The sequence below is a fragment of the Pseudomonas sp. DG56-2 genome (genome assembly GCF_004803755.1).
Taxonomy (GTDB): domain Bacteria; phylum Pseudomonadota; class Gammaproteobacteria; order Pseudomonadales; family Pseudomonadaceae; genus Aquipseudomonas; species Aquipseudomonas auratipiscis.
Window position 1 is genome coordinate 95870 of sequence record NZ_CP032311.1, and the last position, 21631, is coordinate 117500.

Here is a 21631-nt window from a genome sequence, read left to right on the forward strand (position 1 = left end):
TCAGCGCTCCTTTGCTGCTGAGGCGGCCACATACGCCGCACGGCCGCGAGGGCCATGAAAATAGTCGTGAATCCAGGCGTCGTCGGTGTCTTCGACCTGGGCAATCGGACCTGCGACCAGTACTTTCTTCTGCGATAGCACCGCCACCCGGTCGGTGATCGTGTAGAGGGTATCCAGATCATGGGTGATCAGGAACACACTCAAACCCAAGGCGTCGCGCAGGGTAAGAATCAATTGATCGAACGCCGCTGCGCCGATTGGGTCCAGGCCCGCGGTGGGCTCATCGAGAAACAGGATATCCGGATCCAGGGCCAAGGCTCGGGCCAGCGCTGCGCGTTTGATCATGCCGCCGGACAAGGACGAGGGATATTTGTCGGCGGCGGATATCGGCAAACCGGCCAGGGCCAGCTTGACCCCAGCCAGGTGCTCGGCGTCGGCACGTGACAGGCCTGCATGCTCGATCAGTGGCAAGGCGACGTTTTCGGTGACGGTCAGGGAAGAGAACAAGGCACCCTTCTGAAACAACACCCCAAAGCGTCGTTCAACCTTTGAGCGCTGATCATCGTTCAGGCCGCTGAGTTCTTGGCCGAACACTTTTATCTTTCCCTCGTTGGGGCGGCGCAAGCCGATGATGCTCCGCAACAGCACTGATTTGCCACTGCCGGAACCACCCACCACAGCCAGTATCTCGCCGCGAAACAGGTCCAGGTCGAGTTGTTCGTGCACGCTCTGGGTGCCGAAGCGGTTACAAATCCCGCGCGCCTCGATCACCACCTCGCGATTATTGGGGGTTGTCTGACTCACCAGCCCATCTCCATGAAGAACAGCGCAGCCACTGCATCCAGAACGATCACCACGAAAATCGACTGCACCACACTGGAGGTGGTGTGAGCGCCTACCGACTCGGCGCTGCCGCTGACCTTGAAGCCTTCCAGGCAGCCAATGGACGCGATCAGGAAGGCAAAGAATGGCGCCTTGGCGAGGCCGACCAGGAAATGCTGGACACCAATGTCGCTTTGCAGCAATGACAGGAACATGGCCGGGGAAATGTCCAGCGACAGCGCACACACCACCGCGCCGCCAACCATGCCGCAGAGCATGGCGAGGAAGGTAAGCAGTGGTAAAGCAATCAGGAGTGCCAGCACTCGGGGCACGACGAGCAGTTCGACCGGATCCAGGCCCAGGGTGCGAATGGCATCAATTTCCTCATTGGCCTTCATTGAACCGATCTGCGCAGTAAACGCACTGGCGGTTCGGCCAGCCATAAGAATTGCTGTCAGTAGGACGCCGAATTCACGCAGGAAGGAGAATGCAACCAGGTCCACAGTGAAGATGCTGGCGCCAAATCCGGCCAATACTGTGGCACCGAGGAAGGCCACGACGGCGCCAACCAGAAAAGTCAGCAAGGCAACGATGGGTGCAGCGTCCAGACCGGTTTGCTCGATGTGCGCTACCACCGCGGTGACCCGCCAACGCCGAGGCTGAATCAGGCGCGATACCAGGGTCTGCAGAATCAAGCCGACAAAGCCCAGCACTTGCAGGGTGTCCTGCCAGAGGGTATTGACTGCGCAGCCGATGCGGCTGAGCAGCTGGATCATTATCGACTGTTCCGGCTGTTTCTGCGGGATGCAGAAGTCTTGCACCGAGCAGTACACAGTCTGCAGCAACGCGCGGCTGGCGTCGGGCAATTGTGCCGTTGCGGTCAGCCGCGACAGCCGGTCGGCCCCGAGCAGCTCTACCAACAGAGACGCGCCCGCGGTATCCAGGCGACCAAGCTGTTGGAGGTCGACCTCGGTGCTCTGGTCATAGTGGCCGATCAGATCATCGCTGGTGCGCTTGAGGCTGGCGTAATTGGCCAGTGTCCAGTCACCGGCAATCCGTAGGCACGGCGGATTGCTCGAGGTGTCCAGAGTTGCGCTGGCTTGTGTAGTCATAGGCTCCATGCATTCCGACTGACGTATCGCAACCTCAGAGCATAGCGTTACTCGCCTTTGGGTGCTTGACCATCGTCAACCACACTGAAGCGCAGAACACCGATGACCTGACCATCTTCGGTCAGTACCCTCACCTGCCATCGTCCCACTGGATTGGCGGGGAAGTTCTGCTTGTGTGTCCAGGCGCGGTAGCCTTCTTTACGACCGCCATGGATGTCCAGGGCAATACGGTCGACTTCTTTACCGTCGAATTGCCAGACGTGATAAATCCGCTCGTTCAGCCCGCGCGGAGCATTGATGGACGTGAATGCGTATAGCCCTGCGCGGATCTGGCTGGCTGTTACCTCACTCAAACTGTTCCCGGGCGTGCGGTTTTCCAGTTGGGTACTGACAGCTACTTCGGTCATCCACAAGGTTGCCGGCGGCACCCAGGAGCGCATCATCCAGCCGCTGGCGCCTACGGCAAGCGTTATGACCACCAGCATTACGCCGCGTCGCCAGTGGTTGATGGGGAAGCTGCTGGCCAGGCTTGGGAAGGAAAGCAGCATGGCAATCACCAGCGCCAGCTTGAAGCTTTGCGAGGTGGTCAGATGCAGAATGATCGGTAGCGCAGTGAGTAGCGCCGCGAACAAGGTCAGGGTGTGCAGTGCGAGGAACAGCCAGCGTCGTGGCGCCAGCCATTTGTAATAGAGAGGGTCGACGATCGATATCAGTCCTGCGGCGCCGAGCAACCCGGTAAACACGAGCTGACCACTGTTCCAGGTGGTGGTGACGAAAAAGAACGGCAAGACGAAGAACAGACTTTCCTGGTGGATCATCTGTGTGGCATAGCGCAGCAACGGCTGCGGTATCTCGCGCTTGAACACCTTGGCGAACACCTTGGTAAAGGTGTTTTCCATCATCAGCCATATCCAACTGATCAGCATCACGATGGCGATCCAGCTGGCCAGACTTTCCTGACGGTCGACCAGAATGAAACTGGCAATACCGGAGATAAAGCCGCCGAGAGCGATGACGCCGGGGTAGCGCTTGATCAATTCGATCAAGCGCTGAAGATAGAGAGGCATGAAGGTGTTCGCAGGGGTTGGGTTTAAACCTGCACAGGATACTCCTGTTTGTGTTTCAGGCGGGTCTCTATCGCCAGCCAAGGCCGGCATTTTCCGGCCACGGCGGCGATGAAGTCAGGGGAGCCGTCGCCGCCCCAGAATCAGGCCGCCAGCGAGTATTACACCCAGTCCAAGAGCAATCAGCCCGTACAACTCGTCATAACTGAACATGGGTTGCTCAACACGCACATAGCCAGGCTCGGCCAGTAGCTGGCGCAAGGCCTTGTTAGCGTCTTCCAGGCTGACCCGGCGCATTGAGCGCACAGGATCGGCAAAGCGTCCGTCAAGGTAATCGTTGAGCGCCCCCCAATAGTAATCGGCCAGCGCTGCGTTACCTTGTGTGGTCCAGGCCTCGCGGTCAATTGCGGCTTGCTTGACGCGTTCAAAGGTCGCCGGATCCAGGCCGTCCTTGCGCAAGCCCTCAAGCATGTCGCCCAACGCTTGCTCGGCCTCCTTGATGTCGGCTCGATCCAGGTCGGCATTGAGGCTCATTATTCCCGTGTCGCCAAAGCTTTCTCGTTGACTGAACGGCCCGTATGACAGCCCGTGCTTGAGGCGCAATTCTTCGTAGAGCGTCCAGTCCAGGTAACGCTGCAACAAGTCGTAAGTCTGGCCGTGATCGTTGTCCAGCACCGGCTCCAGGAACATCCAGTGCAGGCGGGCGCTGTCGCCGAGCCAGCCACGGGTCAGCTCGCGGCGTGCTTCAGCTTTGTGAACAACTCCGTCAAGGGCTCGACGCTCGCCAGGCTCAGCCGGGTCGAGTTCGCCGTAGGTCCGTTCCAGATAGGCCGGCAGCAAGCGATCCAGGCCGCCGACTATGATCAGGCTCATATTGTTAGCGGCGTACCAGTGCTGGCGGACGTCATTGACTTGTTCCAGCGTCATGTCAGCAACGGCTGAGCGCTCTGCACATTTGAGCCCCAGCTCCACCGCGAGTTGATCGCTTGCGCGGTGGCCCAGATCCTGGCGATCCAGCCAGCGCTGCAGGTGAGAATAGTGTCCACCGTCTTCGCGCTCTACGATCTTTTTCGACAGCGCCAGGGATTTCTCATCGATCTCGGTGTCCTTGATCACTGCAAGTAGCAGGTCGAGCACTTTACGTTGGTTGCGCGCAGGTGCTTCGATAACGAAGGTGGTGTCAGCACTGCTGGTATAAGCGTTCCACTCACCGCCCAAAGCCTGCATGCGGGCTTCCAAGCCGCCTTCACCCGTGTTGTCCAGGCCACTGAACAGCAGGTGCTCGAGCAGATGCGGTAGTTCTTGCTGTTCGCAGGGAAAGTCGTCAAAGCCGACTCCCACAACCAGGCGGATCGACACATGGTTGCGTTCATATCCCGATTTAAGCAACACCTGCAGGCCATTGGGCAGCAAGTAGCCTTCGACCTGCGAGCGGTCGAGGGCAAAGCTGGGCAAGGCGCCTAATAGCAGGCACAGGAAAATCAGGCAACGCATGGTGAGCTTCCTTGCGGGCGTTCTAGGTGAGGGTCAAGGTGAGTGGGCATCATCAGGCACGCTGTCTAGCAGTAGACCGCCGGTATCGGATCCACCCAATACCACATAGGCACTGCTGCAGAACAAGGAGTTCAATCGTTTCATATCGGCAATCAGTTCCAGGTGCAAGGCGCTGGTTTCGATACTTTGCAGCACTTTACGTTGCAGTCGGCTTACATGGGCGTGGGCCAGGCGTCGCTCTTGTGCTCTGAAGCGGCGTTTCTCCCGCAACAGTTGCCGAGCACTCTCCGGGTCGGCGCTGAGAAATACCGACAGCCCCAAGCGCAGGTTGGCCAGTAATTGGCTATGCAGCCCGGTCAACTCTTCCAGGCCGACGTCGGAGAATTCCCGGCGCTGGGAAGTTTTCTGCTGCTGTACCTTGCGCAGCATTCGTTCGATCAGGTCGCTGGCCAGCTTGAGGTTGATTGCCAGTTCGATGATTTCTGCCCAGCGCTTGCTGTCCTGATCGCTGAGGTCCTCTCGGGGCATCTGCGCCAGGTACAGTTTGATCGCATTGTTGAGGGCTTCGACGTCTTCGGCCAAGCCGCGCACTTGTTGAGTCATTGCTGTGTGAGTACCCAGCAGTACGCCCTGCATGGCATCAAGCATGTTATCGATCAAATCACCCACGCGCAGGGTTTCACGCACAGCGTTGGCCAGGGCCAGGCTGGGGGTTCCCAGTGCAGCGGGATCGAGATGGCGCGGCTTGGCCCGACCATTGGTCTCTGCCCGCTCGGGCAATAACCAACTGCAGAGTCGTCCCATGGGGGTGACCGTTGGCAGCATGATCAGGCAACGCAGGCTGTTGTAAAGGAGATGGAAGCCAATCACTAGCTCTTGGGCGCTGAAGTTCAGCGTATCCATCCAGTGCACCAGTGGATCAAGTACCGGGATGATCAGAATCAGGCCGATCAACTTGTACAACAAACTGCCCAAGGCCACTTGCCGTCCGGCTGCGTTCTGCATGCTGGTACTGAGGAATGCCAACAAACCACTGCCGATGTTGGCGCCAATCACCAGGCCGATGGCAACCGGAAGGCTGATCAGTTCAGCGCCAGCCAGGGTCGCGGTGAGGAGCACAGCGGCCAGACTTGAGTAAGAAACAAGTGCAAACAGGGCACCGACCAAAGCGTCGAGAAGAATGTCACCGGTCAGTGAAGCGAACAGTACCTTTACGCCCTGAGCCTGGGTAATGGGCGCGGCAGCCTCGACGATCAGTTGCAGGGCGAGGATGATCAGGCCCAGGCCAATACCGACGCGACCTAGTTGTCCGGCACGGGTTTGCTTGCGGGACAGAAAAAAGATCACCCCGAGGAAAATCAGTAGCGGTGACAGCCATGACAAGTCAAAGGTCAGCACTCGCGCCATCAGCGCTGTACCGACATCGGCGCCGAGCATGATCGCCAGCGCCGGGGTCAAGGTCATCAATCCTTGCCCCACAAAGGAGGTTACTAGCATCGCCGTGGCATTACTGCTCTGGACCATGGCGGTAACCAGAATGCCGGCAACGAACGCCAGCGGCCGCTTGGACATGTTCTGGCTCAGAACGCGTCGCAGGTTGGAGCCGTACACCCGCAGGATTCCAGTCCGCACAATGTGCGTGCCCCAGATCAACAGCGCTACAGCGGAAAGCAGATTGAGCAGGGTCAGCATTTAACAGGCCCCCTGTTGAGCGTGCCCCAGTGGGGCAAAATGGATAGAGCCGTGAGCCCGGCCTGATCGCAGGCGGTTTTTACCAGTGCTCACTTAAGCTTTAGTCGGTCCGACGGTCTGACGCCAGCATCGCATAGCCTGCACAGGCTTTGAAACAAAAGCGTCATGAAAACAAATGAAAAAAGGGCCCGCAGGCCCTTTGATCAAAACACCCCAGGTTTACTGACCTGGAATATCCTTGCGAAGTTTCACCGGGTCGCCTTGCTCCTGGTTTTTCTTCCGAGCCATGGCCGAACGCATCTTGATGTTGACGGCTTCGACTGCCAGAGAGAAAGCCATGGCGAAGTATACGTAACCTTTCGGTACATGCACTTCGAAGGCTTCGGCGATCAGCACCGTACCGACCACAATCAGGAACGACAGGGCGAGCATTTTCAAGGAAGGGTGCTTGTCGATGAAGTTACTGATAGCGCCGGCGCACAGCATCATTACCAACACCGCTACGACAATTGCGGCGATCATCACCGGAACGTGCGAGACCATGCCCACAGCAGTGATCACCGAGTCCAGGGAGAAGACGATGTCGATGATCGCGATCTGGATAATTGTGTAAAGGAACTTGCCGCCTTTGCCGGTAGGTTCGTCGTGGGTCTCATCTTCGCCTTCGAGGCCGTGGTAGATCTCCTGAGAGCTTTTCCACAGCAGGAACAGGCCACCAAAGAACAGAATCAGGTCGCGACCGGAAATACCGTGGCCCATCACCACGAACAGGTCGGCGGTGAGGCGCATTACCCAGGTAATCGACAGCAGCAGAAGGATACGCGTGACCATTGCCAGGGCCAGACCGAAAATCCGGGTGCGCTGCTGCATATGCTTGGGCATACGGCTGACCAGGATCGAGATCATGATGATGTTGTCGATGCCGAGAACGATCTCAAGAGCCGTCAAGGTAAAAAAGGCAACCCAGATTTCTGGGCTGGTCAGCCATTCCATGTGTATTCCTTCGAGCGATTGATGCAGGGCGCCTGGGCAAAGGCGCCACTACGGTTGGATAAGTCTACGGTTTATAGGCTGCTGAACAGTGGGAATGTTCCCAGAAGCAGCGCGGCGAGCATTATGCACAGGCAAACCAGCACTGCCCACTTCAGGGTGAAGCGCTGATGATCGCCGAACTCGATCCCGGCCAGAGCCACCAACAGATAAGTAGAGGGTACCAGCGGACTGAGCAGGTGTACCGGTTGGCCGACGATCGACGCGCGAGCCATTTCCACAGGCGAGATGCCGTAGTGGCTGGCTGCTTCTGCCAGTACTGGCAGCACGCCGTAATAGAAGGCGTCGTTGGACATGAAGAACGTGAACGGCATACTGACAATTGCTGTAATTACCGCTAGGTAGGGGCCCAGCGCGTCTGGAATTACTGCCAGCAAGCTCTTGGACATGGCTTCGACCATGCCGGTACCGGAGAGAATGCCGGTGAAGATACCCGCGGCGAAGATCAACCCGACCACAGCCAGCACACTGCCGGAGTGTGCAGCGACCCGATCCTTCTGCATCTGCAGGCAAGGGTAGTTGGCGATCATGGCGATACTGAAGGCCACCATGAACAACACGGGAAGCGGCAAAAGACCCGCTACCAGCGTCACCATCAATGCCGCGGTCAGTGCGCCATTGAACCAGATCATTTTGGGTCGACGGGCGTCCGGGAACTGCGAAACACTGATCTCACTGTGATCGATTTCATCGCCTGGAAGGTGCAGTTCACCGAGGCGTGCACGCTCACGTTTACCGTACATATAAGCAATCGCCAGGATGGCGACCACGCCGAAGAGCATGGCCGGAATCATCGGCACGAAAATATCCGACGGGTCGACATGCAGGGCGCTGGCGGCGCGGGCGGTCGGCCCCCCCCAGGGGGTCATGTTCATCACCCCTCCGGCGAGGATGATCAAACCAGCCATAATTCGAGGACTCATGCCCAGGCGGCTGTACAGCGGCAGCATGGCGGCCACGCAGATCATGTAGGTGGTGGCGCCATCGCCATCCAGCGACACAACCAGTGCCAGCACCGCGGTGCCTACCGAGACCTTCAGCGGGTCACCTTTGACCATTTTGAGGATCTTACGCACTGCCGGGTCAAATAACCCGGAATCGATCATCAGTCCGAAATATAGAATGGCGAACATCAGCATCACCCCGGTAGGGGCAAGCTTGGTAATACCTTGCAGCATCATTGGGCCGATATCGCCCGAGAAACCGCCGAACAAGGCGAACAGGATCGGTACCAGAATGAGGGCAATCAAGGCCGACAGGCGCTTGGTCATGATCAGGTACATGAAGGTGATGACCATGGCAAAGCCGAGGAAGGTCAGCATGGGAGTACTCCAGGCGTATCGCGTCGAATAGGGAACGGGTCGGGCGGGTCAGCGCGCGAGGCGCAGTGCGTGGAGTAGCGGGGGAAATACGGCGGGGTGGCGGTTGTAAGCAGACATCAGAATCACCATTGTTGTTGTTAATTGGGCCGGGCGCTGTACTGGACGTCAGATACCCTGGCTGACCGGTCTGTGCCGGTGGTGGAGGCAATCCTAAGTCGGCAAGCTTTCAGCCAGCTTTCGCTGGCTCAAAGACGACGAGAGGTGCATTGTTGGCAATAGATTGAAGGGAGAGGGAGTTGCGATGCGCGACATGCATGAAGGTGGCTGTCATTGCGGGGCCCTGCGCTACCAGGTTCGGGGGCCATTAATCGACGTTGCACACTGCCATTGTTCGGTGTGTCGACGGGTGAGCGGTGGGCTGCTGGTAACCTGGGCAACCTTGCCCTGCGCTGATTTCCAGTGGTTGAGCGGGACCCCGCAGTGCTATGACTCATCACCTAGCTGCGTGCGGTATTTCTGCAGTCGGTGCGGTGCTCATGTGGCGCTGAGCACGGATCTGAGCCCGGAAACTATCGACATCACAATAGCCACGCTGGACCAGCCTGAAGTGGCCCGGCCCAGTCGGCATATCTGGACCAGCAGTCGCCTACCCTGGCTGCAGTTGGATGAGCATTTACCCGGCGAGCCAGAGGAAACTCTTTAGTTTGGAGCCCTCACGGTAGCTGCAACCCTCCGGCGGCTTTGTGCAGAGCACGCAGGTGCTCTCCAACCTGCTTGATGTTCGCTTCGACTGCGGCAATTTCTGCGGCCCGGGCTGGGCCAAGAAGCGCACGTACTTCTTTGTCCAGTTCGGCACTGAGTGATTGCAACTGCTTTTGCCGTTGGCTGGACTCGCTGATCAGTTGCTTGCGTTCACTTGCTTGCGGTAATCCGTAGCCACTACTTCCCAAGAGCTCCGCGGGCCGGCTGAGAAATCCACTGTTGGCGAGAATCTGTTGCAGCGTGCCATTGGCCTTGCTGACGCTGGCATCGTTCTCGGCGCGCCCGGTCAGGTAACGTTGCTTGACTTCATCCTGAGCCAGCAGCAACTGCTTGCGCAGGCTTGCCTGTTCCAGCAGGAGCAGTGCTGCGCTGGTGCGCAGGTCAGCCTTGGCGAACCATTGCCTGCGTTGTTCGGCTGATTGTTCCAGCCAGCCTTCGACGCTGTCCTGGGGGATGGGCAAGTGCTGCTTCAATACCAGGAACATGGCCTGATAACGGTCGCGGTAGGAGTCGAAGCGATATCCTAGGCGCAAAGCCTCGCGTGGATCATCGAGGACGCTGACATCGGCCAGCCCGCGTCCTTGCAAAACTTCCAGCAAACCATTGGGCACGATGCTGTCCAGGTCTGAAAGGCGCGGGTTGGCGGTGCCGCTACGCAGCAACTTCAGGGTTTCCACCGCGCAGTTGTTGGACAGGAAGTAGTAGTTGCCATCATAACTCCAGTGCATCTCCGCCGCTTGGCGAACCAGGCTTTCCAGCTCATTGCGGTCGAACTTCAGAGGAATTGAGGCCAGGCTGCGCAGCTCGGTTTTGGTGTATTCATCAATGACCTGAGCCAGGGGCAATACGAACAGGCGCGAAGGGTAAGCACCTGTCAGGCCATCCCAGCTGGACAATTGCACATCATTGACGAAGGCGCGGTACGACAGCACTAAGTGCTGGTCAAGATCCAGCCGGCAATCAGGGCCACGCGGGCGTCCCGGAGCACAGATGACCAGGCGTAGCATGCTGTGTCCCCAGCGACTGACCCAGTTCTGATTGGCTTCAGCCAGCAGGTAATCCACGGCGTACACGCGCTCTGGATCAATCTCGCCCAGAGGCGCTTTGGCAAAATCATTTCCGGCATTGAGAAATGGCAGCGCCTGTGCGCACGCCGGATGCTCCGGCGCCCAGTCGAAATGTGTTTTGAGATAGGTGTGCAGCGCTGGGCGTCGACAGGCGAAACTCGGGTCAAGAAGGAAGTACTCCATGTTGACCGCGATGAACTCCTTCGGGCTGCTCAATTCATAGTCGTCAGGGCTGCGTGCGACCTGGCGGTTGTGTTGCTCCCTCTCCCCTCGCCGGCCAACATATTGCGGCCAGCCGGCCAGGTCGAGTAGGCGTGGGTCGTCGCTGAGCGTGAAGCGTCGCTCGGCCTGGCCGCGACATTCCTCGGGCAGGCCGACTTTGCCCTGGCTGCTCACGTGCCGCGTGCATTGAATGATGAGATGTCGCTCACGGCCCTGCCACAGGCGCGCACGGTCATAAATGTGCGTCAGCTCGTGGAGCACCGTAGCGAGCAGTTCCTGGTGCACAGTGCCATGTGCGCGCCCGGTTTTGCTGGTAGCTGCGCTGCCGTCAGTGAGGCTCGGCAGAAGTCGGCTATTGAGCTCAAGCGTGGAAACCAGTGATGCCTGGCCATAGGCATCCTCAGGCATTTTCGCACTCCAACTGACCTGGATGCGACGATCCAGGCGTGCCTTGAAACTGGGCGGCAAGGCTTGCAACGCTTCATCCAGCAACGCCTGGCTGGCTCGCTGCTGCGCAGGCTCCAGGCCCTCAGGCTGCAGGTGCAGCTGTAGATCAGCCAGAACAGGGCTAGTGAGTAGCGCTAGCAGGCTACCGAGCAACCAGGCGCGCAGGGTTTTCACAGAGCGAGAATGGCTTCAGCCAGATCCTGGTCGCTCGCCTGGCGTGCATCAGGTACGCGTTGGCGCAGGGTGTCAAAGGCGGCTTCCAGTTGGGCGCCGCGGATCTCGCCGTTGCTCGCGACATAACTGGCGGCGTCATCTCGGGCTTCACGCACGACCTTGGAGTCACGGATCGAGGTGGTTGTATCAGAGGTGAAGTCGATCGAGCGGCCGAATGCACGAACGATGATATTGCTGGTGGCCACCAGGGTTTGTGCCTGGGCCACATCGGCCAGCAACATAAGGCCAAGGGTGGCGGCAATCAGCGGGTTACGCATGGAGCATCTCCGAAAAAATAGGGTTACTTATTGGACGAGAATTGCCTGCGCCAGTTCAAGGTCGTCGGCAGGAAGTTCAAGGTCTGCAAGGCGTAGCCGCTCAAAAGCCGCCTGCAGTCGAGCGCCGTGTATCTGGCCTTCGCTGGCAACAAATGCGGCGGCATCATCTTGCGCGTCCACTAGCAATTTGCGATCGAAGGGCGCCGAGGTCACCTTGCTGGTGACATAACCGCTGACGACAAGATTATTGGTAGTGAGGTCCAGCGCGTGGGCTGTACTCGTCCAGCAGAGCACAAACAACAGAAATGACAGATAACGCATGAGTCTCGTTGGGCTTGGCGGATCAAGCGGCAAAGGCTATCCCAATGCGCTGGTCAGGGCCAGCGCAGGGGCCCCGGCTTCGTTGCATGTTGTTACATGACTGAGCCGGGGGCAGGCGATTTCACAGCGCCAGGATAGCCTGGGCCAATTGTGCATCGCTTGCTTGCAGGGTTGGGGCCTGCTGGCGAATGTGGGCAAATGCACTTTCCAGCTTAACGCCGCGGATTTCGCCATGGCTGGCTACGAAGCTGGCGGCATCGTCACGGGCAGCGCGAACGATTTTGTCGTCTCGAAACGAAGACGATACGTCGGAAGTGGCGTCAGTGGAGGCTGCAACAGCACCAACGACGGCATCGGTGGTGACAACGAAGCTGGTGGCGTTGGCTGTGGAAGCCAGAGCAAGTACCAGCGCGGCGCCAAACAAGCTTGTACGGAACATGGTCAATCTCCTGGTTTAAGACGGGTTCGTTGTGTCAGACGCACGCTCAGTCGGAAGGGCTACTTATTTCCCAGACTGGGTGCTGTAAGCGTATCACGCGATGAGCAACTGCGAGTTGGACAGGGTAAACAGGAAGTTTATCAACTGTACCTGTCGTTTTCTAAAAAAAGTAAACTGTACTTGTTCTGATGTAAAAGGCTCTATTCTGCGGCTTTAGAATGAAAAAACCCGTCGGCAGTAACCTGCGACGGGTTTTAGAATTCGAGGGCGCCGACTGTGGGCCGGCGAGCCCTGCATCAACGCCAGAACGGCTTGCTCAGCTCTTCGTAGCGTTGTGCTTCGCTGATACCAGCGTCGGCCAGCAGGCGCGAGTCCAGGCGAGCCAACTGGTGGCGGCTGGCGATGCGGCGTTGCCAAAGCATCAGGTTGGCCAACAGGCGCAGTGGCAGCGCAGCTTTGGATTGTTCGTTGTTACGTTCGAAAACCAGATCGGAACTGAGGGTACGTTCCATGATGTCATCCTTCCGCTTGTGGCGGCATTAGGTAGTGATTTAACTGGTGCCCATGATCCTCCTCTGTCGTCCATAACAGTAGATACAGTTCGATTTCATTGTGATGGTCCAGTTAACTGTTTTATAGCACTGTTGCACTCTAAACAGACGCAACTGTACTGGTCGGCACTAAAGTAGTGCGTTTTTCGCACCGTGAAGACAGTTGGGAGGGATTTTCGAGGTGAAAGTACCGGTACAGTAGTACAGTTTTTGAATATTAATGGGTTACAACTGTACAGCCGGTGAGCATTGCGCATCACCGACCGTGATCAGTCAGCTTCAGCTGGCGAGCATACGCCCGGTTTCTTCCAGGTTTTCGTGCCAGGACAGGGCTTCGCGCAGGATGTGCGGGGTATGACCGCCGCGCTCGCAGGCCCGAGCGAAGTAGTCATTCAAGGCTTCGCGATAGTCCGGGTGCACACAGTTGTCGATGATCACTCGCGCTCGCTCGCGAGGCGCCAAACCGCGCAAGTCGGCCAAACCTTGTTCAGTGACGAGGATGTCGACGTCATGCTCGGTGTGATCCACGTGGCTGACCATGGGCACAACGCTGGAAATCGCACCACCTTTGGCAATGGACTTGGTAACGAAGATTGCCAAGTGCGCGTTTCGTGCGAAGTCGCCCGAGCCACCGATGCCGTTCATCATCCGCGTACCGCAGACGTGAGTGGAGTTGACGTTACCGTACAGGTCAAACTCCAGGGCAGTGTTGATGCCGATGATCCCGAGACGACGGACCACTTCTGGATGGTTGGAAATTTCCTGAGGACGCAGCACCAGCTTGTCCTTGTAGCGCTCCAGATTACCGAAAACGTCGGCATTGCGACGGCTCGACAGGGTAATGGAGCTACCCGAGGCAAAGCTGAGCTTGCCTGCATCGATCAGATCGAAAGTCGAATCCTGGAGTACTTCGGAGTACATGGTCAGGTCTTCGAAAGGCGAGTCGATCAAACCGCACATTACCGCATTGGCAATGGTGCCGATGCCCGCTTGCAATGGACCCAGCTTGTTGGTCATGCGCCCTGCTTCAACTTCCTGCTTGAGGAAGGTGATCAGGTGGTCGGCGATGCCCTGGGTTTCTGCATCTGCCGGCAGCACAGTCGACGGCGAGTCTGGTTGCTCGGTGATGACGATACCGACGATCTTTGCAGGGTCGATCGGTATGGCGGTGCTACCAATCCGATCATCGACTTTGACCAGCGGAATCGGTGTGCGGGTCGGGCGGTAAGTCGGGATATAGATATCGTGCAGGCCTTCCAGGTTGGCGTTATGGGCCATGTTGATCTCGACGATCACCTGCTTGGCGAAAATGGCGAAGCTGGCGGAGTTGCCCACCGACGTGGTCGGAACAATGTGGCCTTGCTCCGTGATTGCAACGGCTTCGATGACCGCGATGTCTGGCAGCTTCAGCTGCTGGTTGCGCAGCTGTTCCACGGTCTCGGACAAGTGCTGGTCGATGAACATGACCTTGCCGTCGTTGATGGCCTTGCGCAGTGTGCTGTCGACCTGGAAAGGCATACGACGGGCAAGAACACCGGCTTCGGTCAGTTCTTTGTCCAGGTCGTTGCCCAGGCTGGCGCCTGTCATCAGGCTGATTTGCAGCGGAGATTGCTTGGCGCGCTCAGCCAGTGCATGCGGCACGGCCTTGGCTTCGCCGGCGCGGGTAAAACCGCTCATGCCGACGGTCATGCCGTCCTCGATCAGGCCAGCGGCATCAGCCGCACTCATAACCTTGCTGTGCAGGGAGGACAAGCGGATACGATCACGGTACATGGATTGTTATCTCAGGCTACTAAAGCTAGATGCGCAGTCTAGAGATTTAGTGTCCCGGCGTCCCGCGACCATGGTCGAATGCTGGGCTACCAATTGAAGCCTTCTGTCGGTGGGCCGGGCATTAGAAAGCCCCAGCCGATACCGCGCTGGGGCTAATTGTCACAGCCTGAAAAAAGCTTAATCGACAGCTTTGACCATGTCTTCGATGACCTTCTTCGCGTCACCGAAAACCATCATGGTTTTGTCCAGGTAGAACAGTTCGTTATCTAGGCCGGCATAGCCACTGGCCATGGAGCGCTTGTTGACGATGATGGTCTTGGCCTTGAAGGCTTCGAGGATCGGCATCCCGGCGATCGGCGACTTTGGATCGTTCTTGGCTGCCGGGTTGACCACGTCGTTGGCGCCCAGTACCAGTACCACGTCGGCCTGGCCGAACTCGGAGTTGATGTCCTCCATCTCGAACACCTGGTCGTAGGGCACTTCGGCTTCCGCCAGCAGTACGTTCATATGGCCAGGCATACGTCCAGCTACCGGGTGAATCGCATACTTAACTGTTACGCCGTTGTGGGTAAGTTTCTCGGTGAGCTCCTTGAGCGCGTGCTGGGCACGGGCTACTGCCAGGCCATAGCCCGGAACGATGATCACGGTGTCGGCGTTGCTCAGCAGGAAGGTCGCGTCATCGGCTGACCCGGATTTGACCGGACGAGACTCTTGCGAGCCAGCCGGGCCGGCGCTGTCTGTGGCGCCGCCGAAACCACCGAGGATCACGTTGAAGAACGAACGGTTCATCGCCTTACACATGATGTACGAGAGAATGGCACCCGACGAGCCTACCAGCGAGCCTGCAATGATCAGCATCGAGTTGTTCAGCGAGAAGCCGATACCAGCTGCCGCCCAGCCCGAGTAGCTGTTGAGCATCGATACCACCACTGGCATATCGGCGCCACCGATCGGGATGATGATCAGGACACCCATGATGAATGCCAGGATCAGCATCAGGGCAAAAGCGCTGTAGCTGCCGGTAAAGGTAAAGACCAGGCCCAGGCCGATAGTTGCCAAGCCCAGCACCAGGTTTAATTGGTGCTGGCCGCTGAACTGTACAGGCGCGCCTTGGAACAAGCGGAACTTGTACTTACCAGAGAGCTTGCCGAAGGCGATGACCGAACCGGAGAAGGTGATTGCACCGATCGCTGCACCAAGGAACAGCTCCAGGCGGTTACCGGTAGGAATCGGGTCGCTGATGCTGGAGACGATGCCCAGCGACTGTGGCTCGATCACGGCAGCGATGGCGATGAACACCGCAGCCAGACCAATCATGCTGTGCATGAAGGCGACCAGTTCAGGCATCTTGGTCATTTCAACGCGCTTGGCCATGATGGAGCCAGCAGTACCGCCAATCAGCAGGCCGACAATCACATAGCCAATACCGGCAGTGGCCAGTTCAGCGCCCAGTTTGTAGATCAGCCCAACAGTGGTGATGACTGCCAAGGCCATGCCAAGCATGCCGAAAAAGTTGCCGCGTCGCGATGTGGTCGGATGCGAAAGGCCCTTGAGCGCCTGGATGAAGCAGATCGAGGCGACAAGGTAGAGAAGTGTTACCAGGTTCATGCTCATGTTTACTGCTTCCCCTCAGCCTTTGCGGCTTTCTTCTTGAACATCTCCAGCATGCGCCGGGTGACCAGGAAACCACCGAATACGTTGACCGCTGCCAGGGCCACCGCCAGGGTGCCCATGATTTTGCCCAGCGGCGTAACGGTCAGGGCGGCGGCCAGCATGGCGCCGACAATGACGATGGCGGAGATGGCGTTGGTAACCGCCATCAAGGGGGTGTGCAGTGCAGGCGTAACGTTCCATACCACGTGATAACCGACATAGATCGCCAGAACGAAAATGATCAGGTTATAGACGCCGTGAGAGATCAGCATGTCTTCCATTGTCTGGCTCCTTATCCGTTCTTGCGGATGATCTGGCCGTCGCGGCACATCAGGCACGCGGCGACGATATCGTCTTCGAGGTTGATCACCAACTGACTGTCCTTGTCGAACAGCAGCTTCATGAAGTCCAGCAGGTTACGAGCATAGAGGGCCGAAGCATCGGCACCCACCTGCGCGGGCAGGTTGGTCGGGCCGACGATGGTTACGCCCTGCTCCACCACCACCTGGTCAGCGACAGTCAATGGGCAGTTGCCGCCTTGAGCCGCTGCCAGGTCGATGACCACCGAGCCTGGTTTCATTTGTGCAACCGTCTCGGCGCTGAGCAGTGTCGGCGCCTTGCGTCCTGGAATAAGGGCGGTGGTGATAACAATATCGGCCTGTTTGGCGCGCTCATGCACGGCCTGGGCCTGACGTTGCATCCAGCTTGCCGGCATTGGGCGGGCGTAGCCACCTACACCGACAGCACATTCACGTTCTTCGTCGGTCTCGTAAGGCACGTCGATGAACTTGGCACCCAGCGACTCGATCTGCTCTTTCACCGCAGGACGCACGTCCGAGGCTTCAATCACTGCACCCAGACGCTTGGCCGTGGCAATGGCCTGCAGCCCGGCAACACCTGCTCCGAGAATCAGCACGCGAGCGGCCTTAACGGTACCGGCAGCGGTCATCAGCATCGGCATGAAGCGTGGATAGTGATGGGCAGCCAGCAACACAGCCTTGTAACCGGCAATGTTGGCTTGCGAAGACAGCACGTCAAGGCTTTGTGCCCGCGATGTGCGAGGAGCCGCTTCCAGCGCGAATGCGGTAATACCGCGCTCGGCCATCTTGGCGATCATGTCGTTGTTGAACGGATTGAGCATGCCCACCAGGATGGTGCCGCTCTTGATTTGGGCCAGTTCGCTATCGTCGGGAGCCACAACTTTCAAAACAAGCTGTGCGCCAAACGCATCGGCTGCGCTGCCAATGGCAGCGCCTACTGCTTCATAGGCACTGTCCGGAACGCTGGCATTGATGCCGGCGCCACTCTGGACGGTAACCTGATGCCCCTGACCAATCAGTTTCTTGATGGTTTCCGGGGTTGCAGCAACCCGTGTTTCGCCCGTCTGCGTTTCGAGAGGAACACCAATGTGCACGTCAAATCTCCTGCGTGATCTTTTGTTGGTAAACCAGCGCACTGCGGATGGTGCGTCTGGGGCGGCCGATCAGCACGATCCCGCCGAATCCAGGCGGGGCGCGGCATTTTGCAGGTGATTCCTGAGTCGCTTCAACCAGTTTTGAAGGGTGACGGTATTCAAACTACAAGTCACCCTGTGACTGAATGTCGCAAGAACAGGCCTGGAGCCCGTCAAATACGGGCTTCAGGGAGATTACGGTAATTTTTAAAAAAATTCCGCCGAATTTGCCGATTGCTTCGGTCAAAACGCGATTTATGCTGCGAATGCCGCATAGATACTAGGGTTAAGGTCTATGTCGCGACGATTAGTACAGTTTTGATAATTGCGACATTTACGTACATCTGTAGGGTTGTGATTTTGCTGACTACGGGGTCAGGTTGTTGCTGCTAGCCTTATGCTCTGCGGCGTAGCGCTGAGATTCGGCTACCAGCCAATCGCGGAAAGCGCGCAACGAGGCGGATTCGACCTTCCGTTCGGGGATCATCAGGTAATACGCCTTGATGCTGGACAAGCCGTGTCGATTGGCTACCACCAGGCGCCCTTCTGCCAGTTCTCGCTGAATCAGAAAGGGCGGGATCAAGGCTATTCCCATCTCATGCATGGCCGCTTGAGCCAACATCGAGAATAGCTCATAGCGTGGCCCTGTCATGTCGCGGCTAACGTTCAGGTCCAGGCTGTTGAACCATTGGCGCCAGGCGTATGGGCGCGTGGTCTGCTGCAGTAGTGGTAATCGAGCAATTTGCTCGGCATCCAGTTGTGTGGCGCCAGCTAGCAAGCCCGGGCTGCAAACCGGTACCGGGCTTTCGCTCATCAGTCGATGAGAGTGAGTGCCCGACCAATCGGCATCACCGAAATAGATGGCTGCGTCAAAGGGGGTATCGGCGAACAGGAACGGCCGGGTGCGGTTTGTCAGATTGACGGTGACTTCTGGATGGTGCCGCTGGAAGTCCTTGAGCCTTGGCAGCAACCATTGGGTACCAAAGGTCGGAACCACGGCAAGCTCGATGACGTTCGCGCCCTGTTGGCCCATTACTGACAAGGTGTCGCGCTCCACGGCATCGAGTTGTGCGGCCACCCTGCGGCTATAAGAGAGGCCAGCTTCTGTGAGCTTCACCCCGCGCCGCGAACGACGGAACAGTTCAACGTTGAGAAATTCTTCGAGTCCGGCGATTTGCCGACAAACGGCGCCCTGGGTAAGAGATAACTCTTGGGAGGCCTTGGTAAAGCTCTCGTGGCGGGCGGCTGCCTCGAAGCAGACCAAGGCCGTTGTACTGGGGATCTTTCGTCGCATGTACGTCAATCTCACTAATAAGGCGTAAGGGTGGGGTTTTCTACCTTTACGGAGTGAGAAATTATCACAAGACGATGCGTATTCCTCGTTTGTCTCATGCCCCGAACAGGCCTAGGATCAATCCACAACAACTCTGGTCCCCTATTTCGAGGATTCGCTCATGGCCGGTAAAGCAAGCTTCAACTGGATCGACCCGCTGTTGCTAGACCAACAGCTCACTGAAGAAGAGCGCATGGTGCGTGACAGCGCTTATCAGTTCGCCCAGGACAAGCTGGCCCCGCGCGTGCTGGAAGCTTTTCGGCATGAGCAGACTGATCCTGCGATTTTCCGTGAAATGGGTGAGGTCGGTCTGCTTGGCGCGACCATTCCTGAGCAATACGGTGGCAGTGGCCTGAACTATGTCTGCTACGGTTTGATCGCCCGTGAGGTCGAGCGGATCGACTCTGGCTATCGTTCGATGATGAGTGTGCAGTCTTCTCTGGTGATGGTGCCTATTAATGAGTTCGGTACCGAAGCGACGAAGCAGAAGTACCTGCCGAAGCTGGCCAGTGGTGAGTGGATCGGCTGTTTCGGTCTGACCGAGCCTGATCATGGTTCCGATCCGGGTTCAATGATTACCCGGGCAAAAAAGGTCGACGGTGGCTATCGCCTGTCTGGCAGCAAAATGTGGATTACCAATAGCCCTATCGCTGATGTGTTCGTGGTGTGGGCCAAGGACGACGCCGGCGACATCCGTGGCTTTGTTCTGGAGAAAGGCTGGCAAGGCCTCAGCGCTCCAGCGATTCACGGCAAGGTGGGTCTGCGTGCGTCGATCACCGGCGAAATCGTCATGGACAATGTGTTCGTACCCGAAGAGAACATCTTCCCTGATGTGCGCGGCTTGAAAGGTCCTTTCACCTGCCTCAACTCTGCTCGCTATGGCATTTCCTGGGGGGCGTTGGGTGCGGCTGAAGCCTGCTGGCACACCGCTCGCCAATACACCCTGGATCGTAAGCAGTTCGGCCGCCCCCTGGCTGCCAACCAGTTGATCCAGAAGAAGCTGGCGGACATGCAGACAGAGATCACCTTGGCACTGCAAGGCTGCTTGCGCCTCGGGCGTATGAAAGATGAAGGTACTGCGGCAGTCGAAATCACTTCGATCATGAAGCGCAACTCCTGCGGCAAGTCCCTGGAAATTGCCCGCATGGCGCGTGACATGCTCGGTGGGAACGGCATCTCCGACGAGTTCGGTGTGGCCCGTCATCTGGTCAACCTCGAAGTGGTCAACACCTATGAGGGTACCCATGACGTTCACGCGTTGATCCTGGGTCGCGCCCAAACCGGCATTCAGTCCTTCTATTAATAAGGAGCCAGCCCATGGGCGCGCTATCTCATCTGCGGGTACTGGATTTGTCGCGAGTGCTGGCCGGGCCGTGGTCCGGGCAGATTCTCGCCGACCTTGGGGCCGAAGTTATCAAGGTCGAGCGCCCGGGAACCGGCGATGACACGCGTGCCTGGGGGCCACCCTTCCTTAAGGACGCCTACGGTGAGAACACTACCGAGGCGGCCTATTACTTGTCGGCCAACCGTAACAAGCGCTCGGTGACCATCGACTTCACCCAGCCGGAAGGTCAGCGCTTGGTGCGTGAGCTTGCGGCAAAATCGGATGTGGTCATCGAGAACTTCAAGGTAGGTGGTCTGGCCGCTTATGGGCTCGACTATGAAAGCCTGAGGGTAATCAACCCGCAGTTGATCTATTGCTCGATTACCGGTTTTGGCCAGACGGGTCCGTATGCCAAGCGCGCTGGGTACGACTTCATGATCCAGGGGCTTGGCGGATTGATGAGCCTCACCGGCCTTCCGGAAGGTGAAGAGGGTGCGGGGCCGGTAAAGGTAGGCGTTGCGCTGACCGACATCCTCACCGGGCTTTATTCTACTGTGGCAGTTCTGGCCGCCCTCGCCCATCGTGATCATGATGGTGGGGGCCAGCATATCGATATGGCATTGCTCGATGTCCAGGTGGCCTGCTTGGCCAACCAGGCCATGAATTATCTGACTACAGGCACACCGCCTAGTCGCCTTGGTAATGCGCACCCTAATATCGTCCCATACCAGGCGTTCCCCACGTCTGATGGCGACTTCATCCTTACCGTTGGCAATGACGGGCAATTTCGCAAGTTCGCTGAGGTGGCTGGTCAGCCGCAATGGGCGGATGACCCACGCTTCGCTACTAATAAGCAGCGAGTGGCGAATCGGGCAGTGTTGATCCCATTGATTCGCCAGGCAACAGTGTTCAAGACCACCGCCGAATGGGTGTCGCAGCTCGAGAAGGCCAGTGTGCCTTGTGGGCCGATTAATGATCTGGCGCAGATGTTTGCCGATCCGCAGGTCAAGGCGCGAGCGTTGGCAATTGAGATGCCTCACCCATTGGCTGGGCATGTGCCGCAGGTTGCGAGCCCTATTCGGCTTTCTGAGACGCCAGTGGAGTACCGCAATGCCCCGCCGCTTCTAGGCGAGCATACAGAGCAGGTATTGGGTGATGTTCTGGGGATGACATCGTCGGACATAGAGCGCTTGCGTACTGCTGGAGTGGTCTGAAGCGGGCAAGCTGCAAGGGCGCGCG

General features: G+C 57.9%; 20 protein-coding genes. 3 read left to right on the forward strand and 17 right to left on the reverse strand.

Annotation, left to right across the window (positions count from 1 at the left end; all coding sequences use genetic code 11):
- The 7 genes from D3Z90_RS00465 to D3Z90_RS00495 all read right to left on the reverse strand — a co-directional run bounded on the left by D3Z90_RS00465 (position 1) and on the right by D3Z90_RS00495 (position 8556).
- Positions 1 to 774: an ABC transporter ATP-binding protein gene (locus D3Z90_RS00465; RefSeq protein WP_371922343.1), complete on the reverse strand. Its 774-nt coding sequence runs from the start codon at positions 772 to 774 to the stop codon at positions 1 to 3.
- A 26-nt stretch (positions 775 to 800) separates the two neighbouring features.
- Entirely contained in the window at positions 801 to 1943 is a 1143-nt protein-coding gene (locus D3Z90_RS00470; protein WP_136473912.1) for an ABC transporter permease, read from the reverse strand.
- A 38-nt stretch (positions 1944 to 1981) separates the two neighbouring features.
- Entirely contained in the window at positions 1982 to 3001 is a 1020-nt protein-coding gene (locus D3Z90_RS00475; RefSeq protein WP_136473913.1) for a DUF5924 family protein, read from the reverse strand.
- A 114-nt stretch (positions 3002 to 3115) separates the two neighbouring features.
- Entirely contained in the window at positions 3116 to 4492 is a 1377-nt protein-coding gene (locus D3Z90_RS00480) for a pitrilysin family protein (protein WP_136473914.1), read from the reverse strand.
- 33 nt (positions 4493 to 4525) lie between these two features.
- Positions 4526 to 6184: a Na/Pi cotransporter family protein gene (locus D3Z90_RS00485; protein ID WP_136473915.1), complete on the reverse strand. Its 1659-nt coding sequence runs from the start codon at positions 6182 to 6184 to the stop codon at positions 4526 to 4528.
- 219 nt (positions 6185 to 6403) lie between these two features.
- On the reverse strand, positions 6404 to 7177 hold the full coding sequence (locus tag D3Z90_RS00490) for a TerC family protein (RefSeq protein ID WP_136473916.1): 774 nt from the start codon (positions 7175 to 7177) through the stop codon (positions 6404 to 6406).
- A gap of 71 nt (positions 7178 to 7248) precedes the next feature.
- Positions 7249 to 8556, reverse strand: coding sequence for a CitMHS family transporter (locus D3Z90_RS00495; RefSeq protein ID WP_136473917.1), 1308 nt, complete (start codon positions 8554 to 8556; stop codon positions 7249 to 7251).
- 301 nt (positions 8557 to 8857) lie between these two features.
- On the opposite strand from D3Z90_RS00495, the gene D3Z90_RS00500 reads away from it, so the two are divergent.
- The gene (locus tag D3Z90_RS00500) at positions 8858 to 9259 is read left to right on the forward strand and encodes a GFA family protein (protein WP_136473918.1); all 402 of its coding nucleotides are present in this window, start codon (positions 8858 to 8860) and stop codon (positions 9257 to 9259) included.
- A gap of 10 nt (positions 9260 to 9269) precedes the next feature.
- Here the strand turns inward: D3Z90_RS00500 and D3Z90_RS00505 are convergent, their stop codons facing one another.
- From D3Z90_RS00505 to D3Z90_RS00550, 10 genes are all read right to left on the reverse strand, one after another.
- Entirely contained in the window at positions 9270 to 11228 is a 1959-nt protein-coding gene (locus D3Z90_RS00505; protein WP_136473919.1) for a DUF4105 domain-containing protein, read from the reverse strand.
- Entirely contained in the window at positions 11225 to 11545 is a 321-nt protein-coding gene (locus D3Z90_RS00510) for a DUF2388 domain-containing protein (protein ID WP_136473920.1), read from the reverse strand. Before D3Z90_RS00510 ends, D3Z90_RS00505 begins: the two co-directional genes overlap by 4 nt.
- 27 nt (positions 11546 to 11572) lie before the next feature.
- Positions 11573 to 11866, reverse strand: coding sequence for a DUF2388 domain-containing protein (locus D3Z90_RS00515; RefSeq protein WP_136473921.1), 294 nt, complete (start codon positions 11864 to 11866; stop codon positions 11573 to 11575).
- Between the two features lie 121 nt (positions 11867 to 11987).
- Positions 11988 to 12305: a DUF2388 domain-containing protein gene (locus D3Z90_RS00520; protein ID WP_136473922.1), complete on the reverse strand. Its 318-nt coding sequence runs from the start codon at positions 12303 to 12305 to the stop codon at positions 11988 to 11990.
- 296 nt (positions 12306 to 12601) lie between these two features.
- Positions 12602 to 12817: a DUF1127 domain-containing protein gene (locus tag D3Z90_RS00525; protein WP_136473923.1), complete on the reverse strand. Its 216-nt coding sequence runs from the start codon at positions 12815 to 12817 to the stop codon at positions 12602 to 12604.
- Between the two features lie 318 nt (positions 12818 to 13135).
- Positions 13136 to 14629 carry an acetyl-CoA hydrolase/transferase family protein gene (locus D3Z90_RS00530; RefSeq protein WP_136473924.1) on the reverse strand — a complete coding sequence of 498 codons (1494 nt, stop codon included), beginning with the start codon at positions 14627 to 14629 and terminating at the stop codon, positions 13136 to 13138.
- A gap of 177 nt (positions 14630 to 14806) precedes the next feature.
- A complete protein-coding gene (locus D3Z90_RS00535; RefSeq protein WP_136473925.1) occupies positions 14807 to 16243 on the reverse strand; it encodes an NAD(P)(+) transhydrogenase (Re/Si-specific) subunit beta in 1437 nt (478 codons plus the stop codon).
- 2 nt (positions 16244 to 16245) lie between these two features.
- Positions 16246 to 16563: an NAD(P) transhydrogenase subunit alpha gene (locus D3Z90_RS00540; protein ID WP_107024308.1), complete on the reverse strand. Its 318-nt coding sequence runs from the start codon at positions 16561 to 16563 to the stop codon at positions 16246 to 16248.
- An 11-nt stretch (positions 16564 to 16574) separates the two neighbouring features.
- Positions 16575 to 17696: a Re/Si-specific NAD(P)(+) transhydrogenase subunit alpha gene (locus tag D3Z90_RS00545; RefSeq protein WP_136473926.1), complete on the reverse strand. Its 1122-nt coding sequence runs from the start codon at positions 17694 to 17696 to the stop codon at positions 16575 to 16577.
- 406 nt (positions 17697 to 18102) lie between these two features.
- Positions 18103 to 19029, reverse strand: coding sequence for a LysR family transcriptional regulator (locus D3Z90_RS00550; protein ID WP_136473927.1), 927 nt, complete (start codon positions 19027 to 19029; stop codon positions 18103 to 18105).
- 160 nt (positions 19030 to 19189) lie between these two features.
- Here D3Z90_RS00550 and D3Z90_RS00555 point away from each other — a divergent pair, with 160 nt between their 5' ends.
- Together D3Z90_RS00555 and D3Z90_RS00560 are read left to right on the forward strand one after the other, a co-directional pair.
- On the forward strand, positions 19190 to 20371 hold the full coding sequence (locus tag D3Z90_RS00555; RefSeq protein WP_136473928.1) for an acyl-CoA dehydrogenase: 1182 nt from the start codon (positions 19190 to 19192) through the stop codon (positions 20369 to 20371).
- Between the two features lie 14 nt (positions 20372 to 20385).
- Positions 20386 to 21606 (forward strand): CaiB/BaiF CoA-transferase family protein, encoded by a 1221-nt coding sequence (locus D3Z90_RS00560; RefSeq protein WP_136473929.1) that lies wholly within the window; start codon positions 20386 to 20388, stop codon positions 21604 to 21606.
- Positions 21607 to 21631 lie beyond the last annotated feature (25 nt).

Bases quoted from the DNA above. Each gene is read 5' to 3' on its own strand.
- D3Z90_RS00530 (WP_136473924.1), bottom strand. From the start codon at position 14,629: ATGTACCGTGATCGTATCCGCTTGTCCTCCCTGCACAGCAAGGTTATG.
- D3Z90_RS00490 (WP_136473916.1), bottom strand. From the start codon at position 7,177: ATGGAATGGCTGACCAGCCCAGAAATCTGGGTTGCCTTTTTTACCTTG.
- D3Z90_RS00525 (WP_136473923.1), bottom strand. From the start codon at position 12,817: ATGGAACGTACCCTCAGTTCCGATCTGGTTTTCGAACGTAACAACGAA.
- D3Z90_RS00510 (WP_136473920.1), bottom strand. From the start codon at position 11,545: ATGCGTAACCCGCTGATTGCCGCCACCCTTGGCCTTATGTTGCTGGCC.
- D3Z90_RS00540 (WP_107024308.1), bottom strand. From the start codon at position 16,563: ATGGAAGACATGCTGATCTCTCACGGCGTCTATAACCTGATCATTTTC.
- D3Z90_RS00520 (WP_136473922.1), bottom strand. From the start codon at position 12,305: ATGTTCCGTACAAGCTTGTTTGGCGCCGCGCTGGTACTTGCTCTGGCT.
- D3Z90_RS00480 (WP_136473914.1), bottom strand. From the start codon at position 4,492: ATGCGTTGCCTGATTTTCCTGTGCCTGCTATTAGGCGCCTTGCCCAGC.
- D3Z90_RS00560 (WP_136473929.1), top strand. From the start codon at position 20,386: ATGGGCGCGCTATCTCATCTGCGGGTACTGGATTTGTCGCGAGTGCTG.
- D3Z90_RS00550 (WP_136473927.1), bottom strand. From the start codon at position 19,029: ATGCGACGAAAGATCCCCAGTACAACGGCCTTGGTCTGCTTCGAGGCA.
- D3Z90_RS00555 (WP_136473928.1), top strand. From the start codon at position 19,190: ATGGCCGGTAAAGCAAGCTTCAACTGGATCGACCCGCTGTTGCTAGAC.
- D3Z90_RS00500 (WP_136473918.1), top strand. From the start codon at position 8,858: ATGCGCGACATGCATGAAGGTGGCTGTCATTGCGGGGCCCTGCGCTAC.
- D3Z90_RS00485 (WP_136473915.1), bottom strand. From the start codon at position 6,184: ATGCTGACCCTGCTCAATCTGCTTTCCGCTGTAGCGCTGTTGATCTGG.
- D3Z90_RS00470 (WP_136473912.1), bottom strand. From the start codon at position 1,943: ATGGAGCCTATGACTACACAAGCCAGCGCAACTCTGGACACCTCGAGC.
- D3Z90_RS00535 (WP_136473925.1), bottom strand. From the start codon at position 16,243: ATGAGCATGAACCTGGTAACACTTCTCTACCTTGTCGCCTCGATCTGC.
- D3Z90_RS00515 (WP_136473921.1), bottom strand. From the start codon at position 11,866: ATGCGTTATCTGTCATTTCTGTTGTTTGTGCTCTGCTGGACGAGTACA.
- D3Z90_RS00495 (WP_136473917.1), bottom strand. From the start codon at position 8,556: ATGCTGACCTTCCTCGGCTTTGCCATGGTCATCACCTTCATGTACCTG.
- D3Z90_RS00475 (WP_136473913.1), bottom strand. From the start codon at position 3,001: ATGCCTCTCTATCTTCAGCGCTTGATCGAATTGATCAAGCGCTACCCC.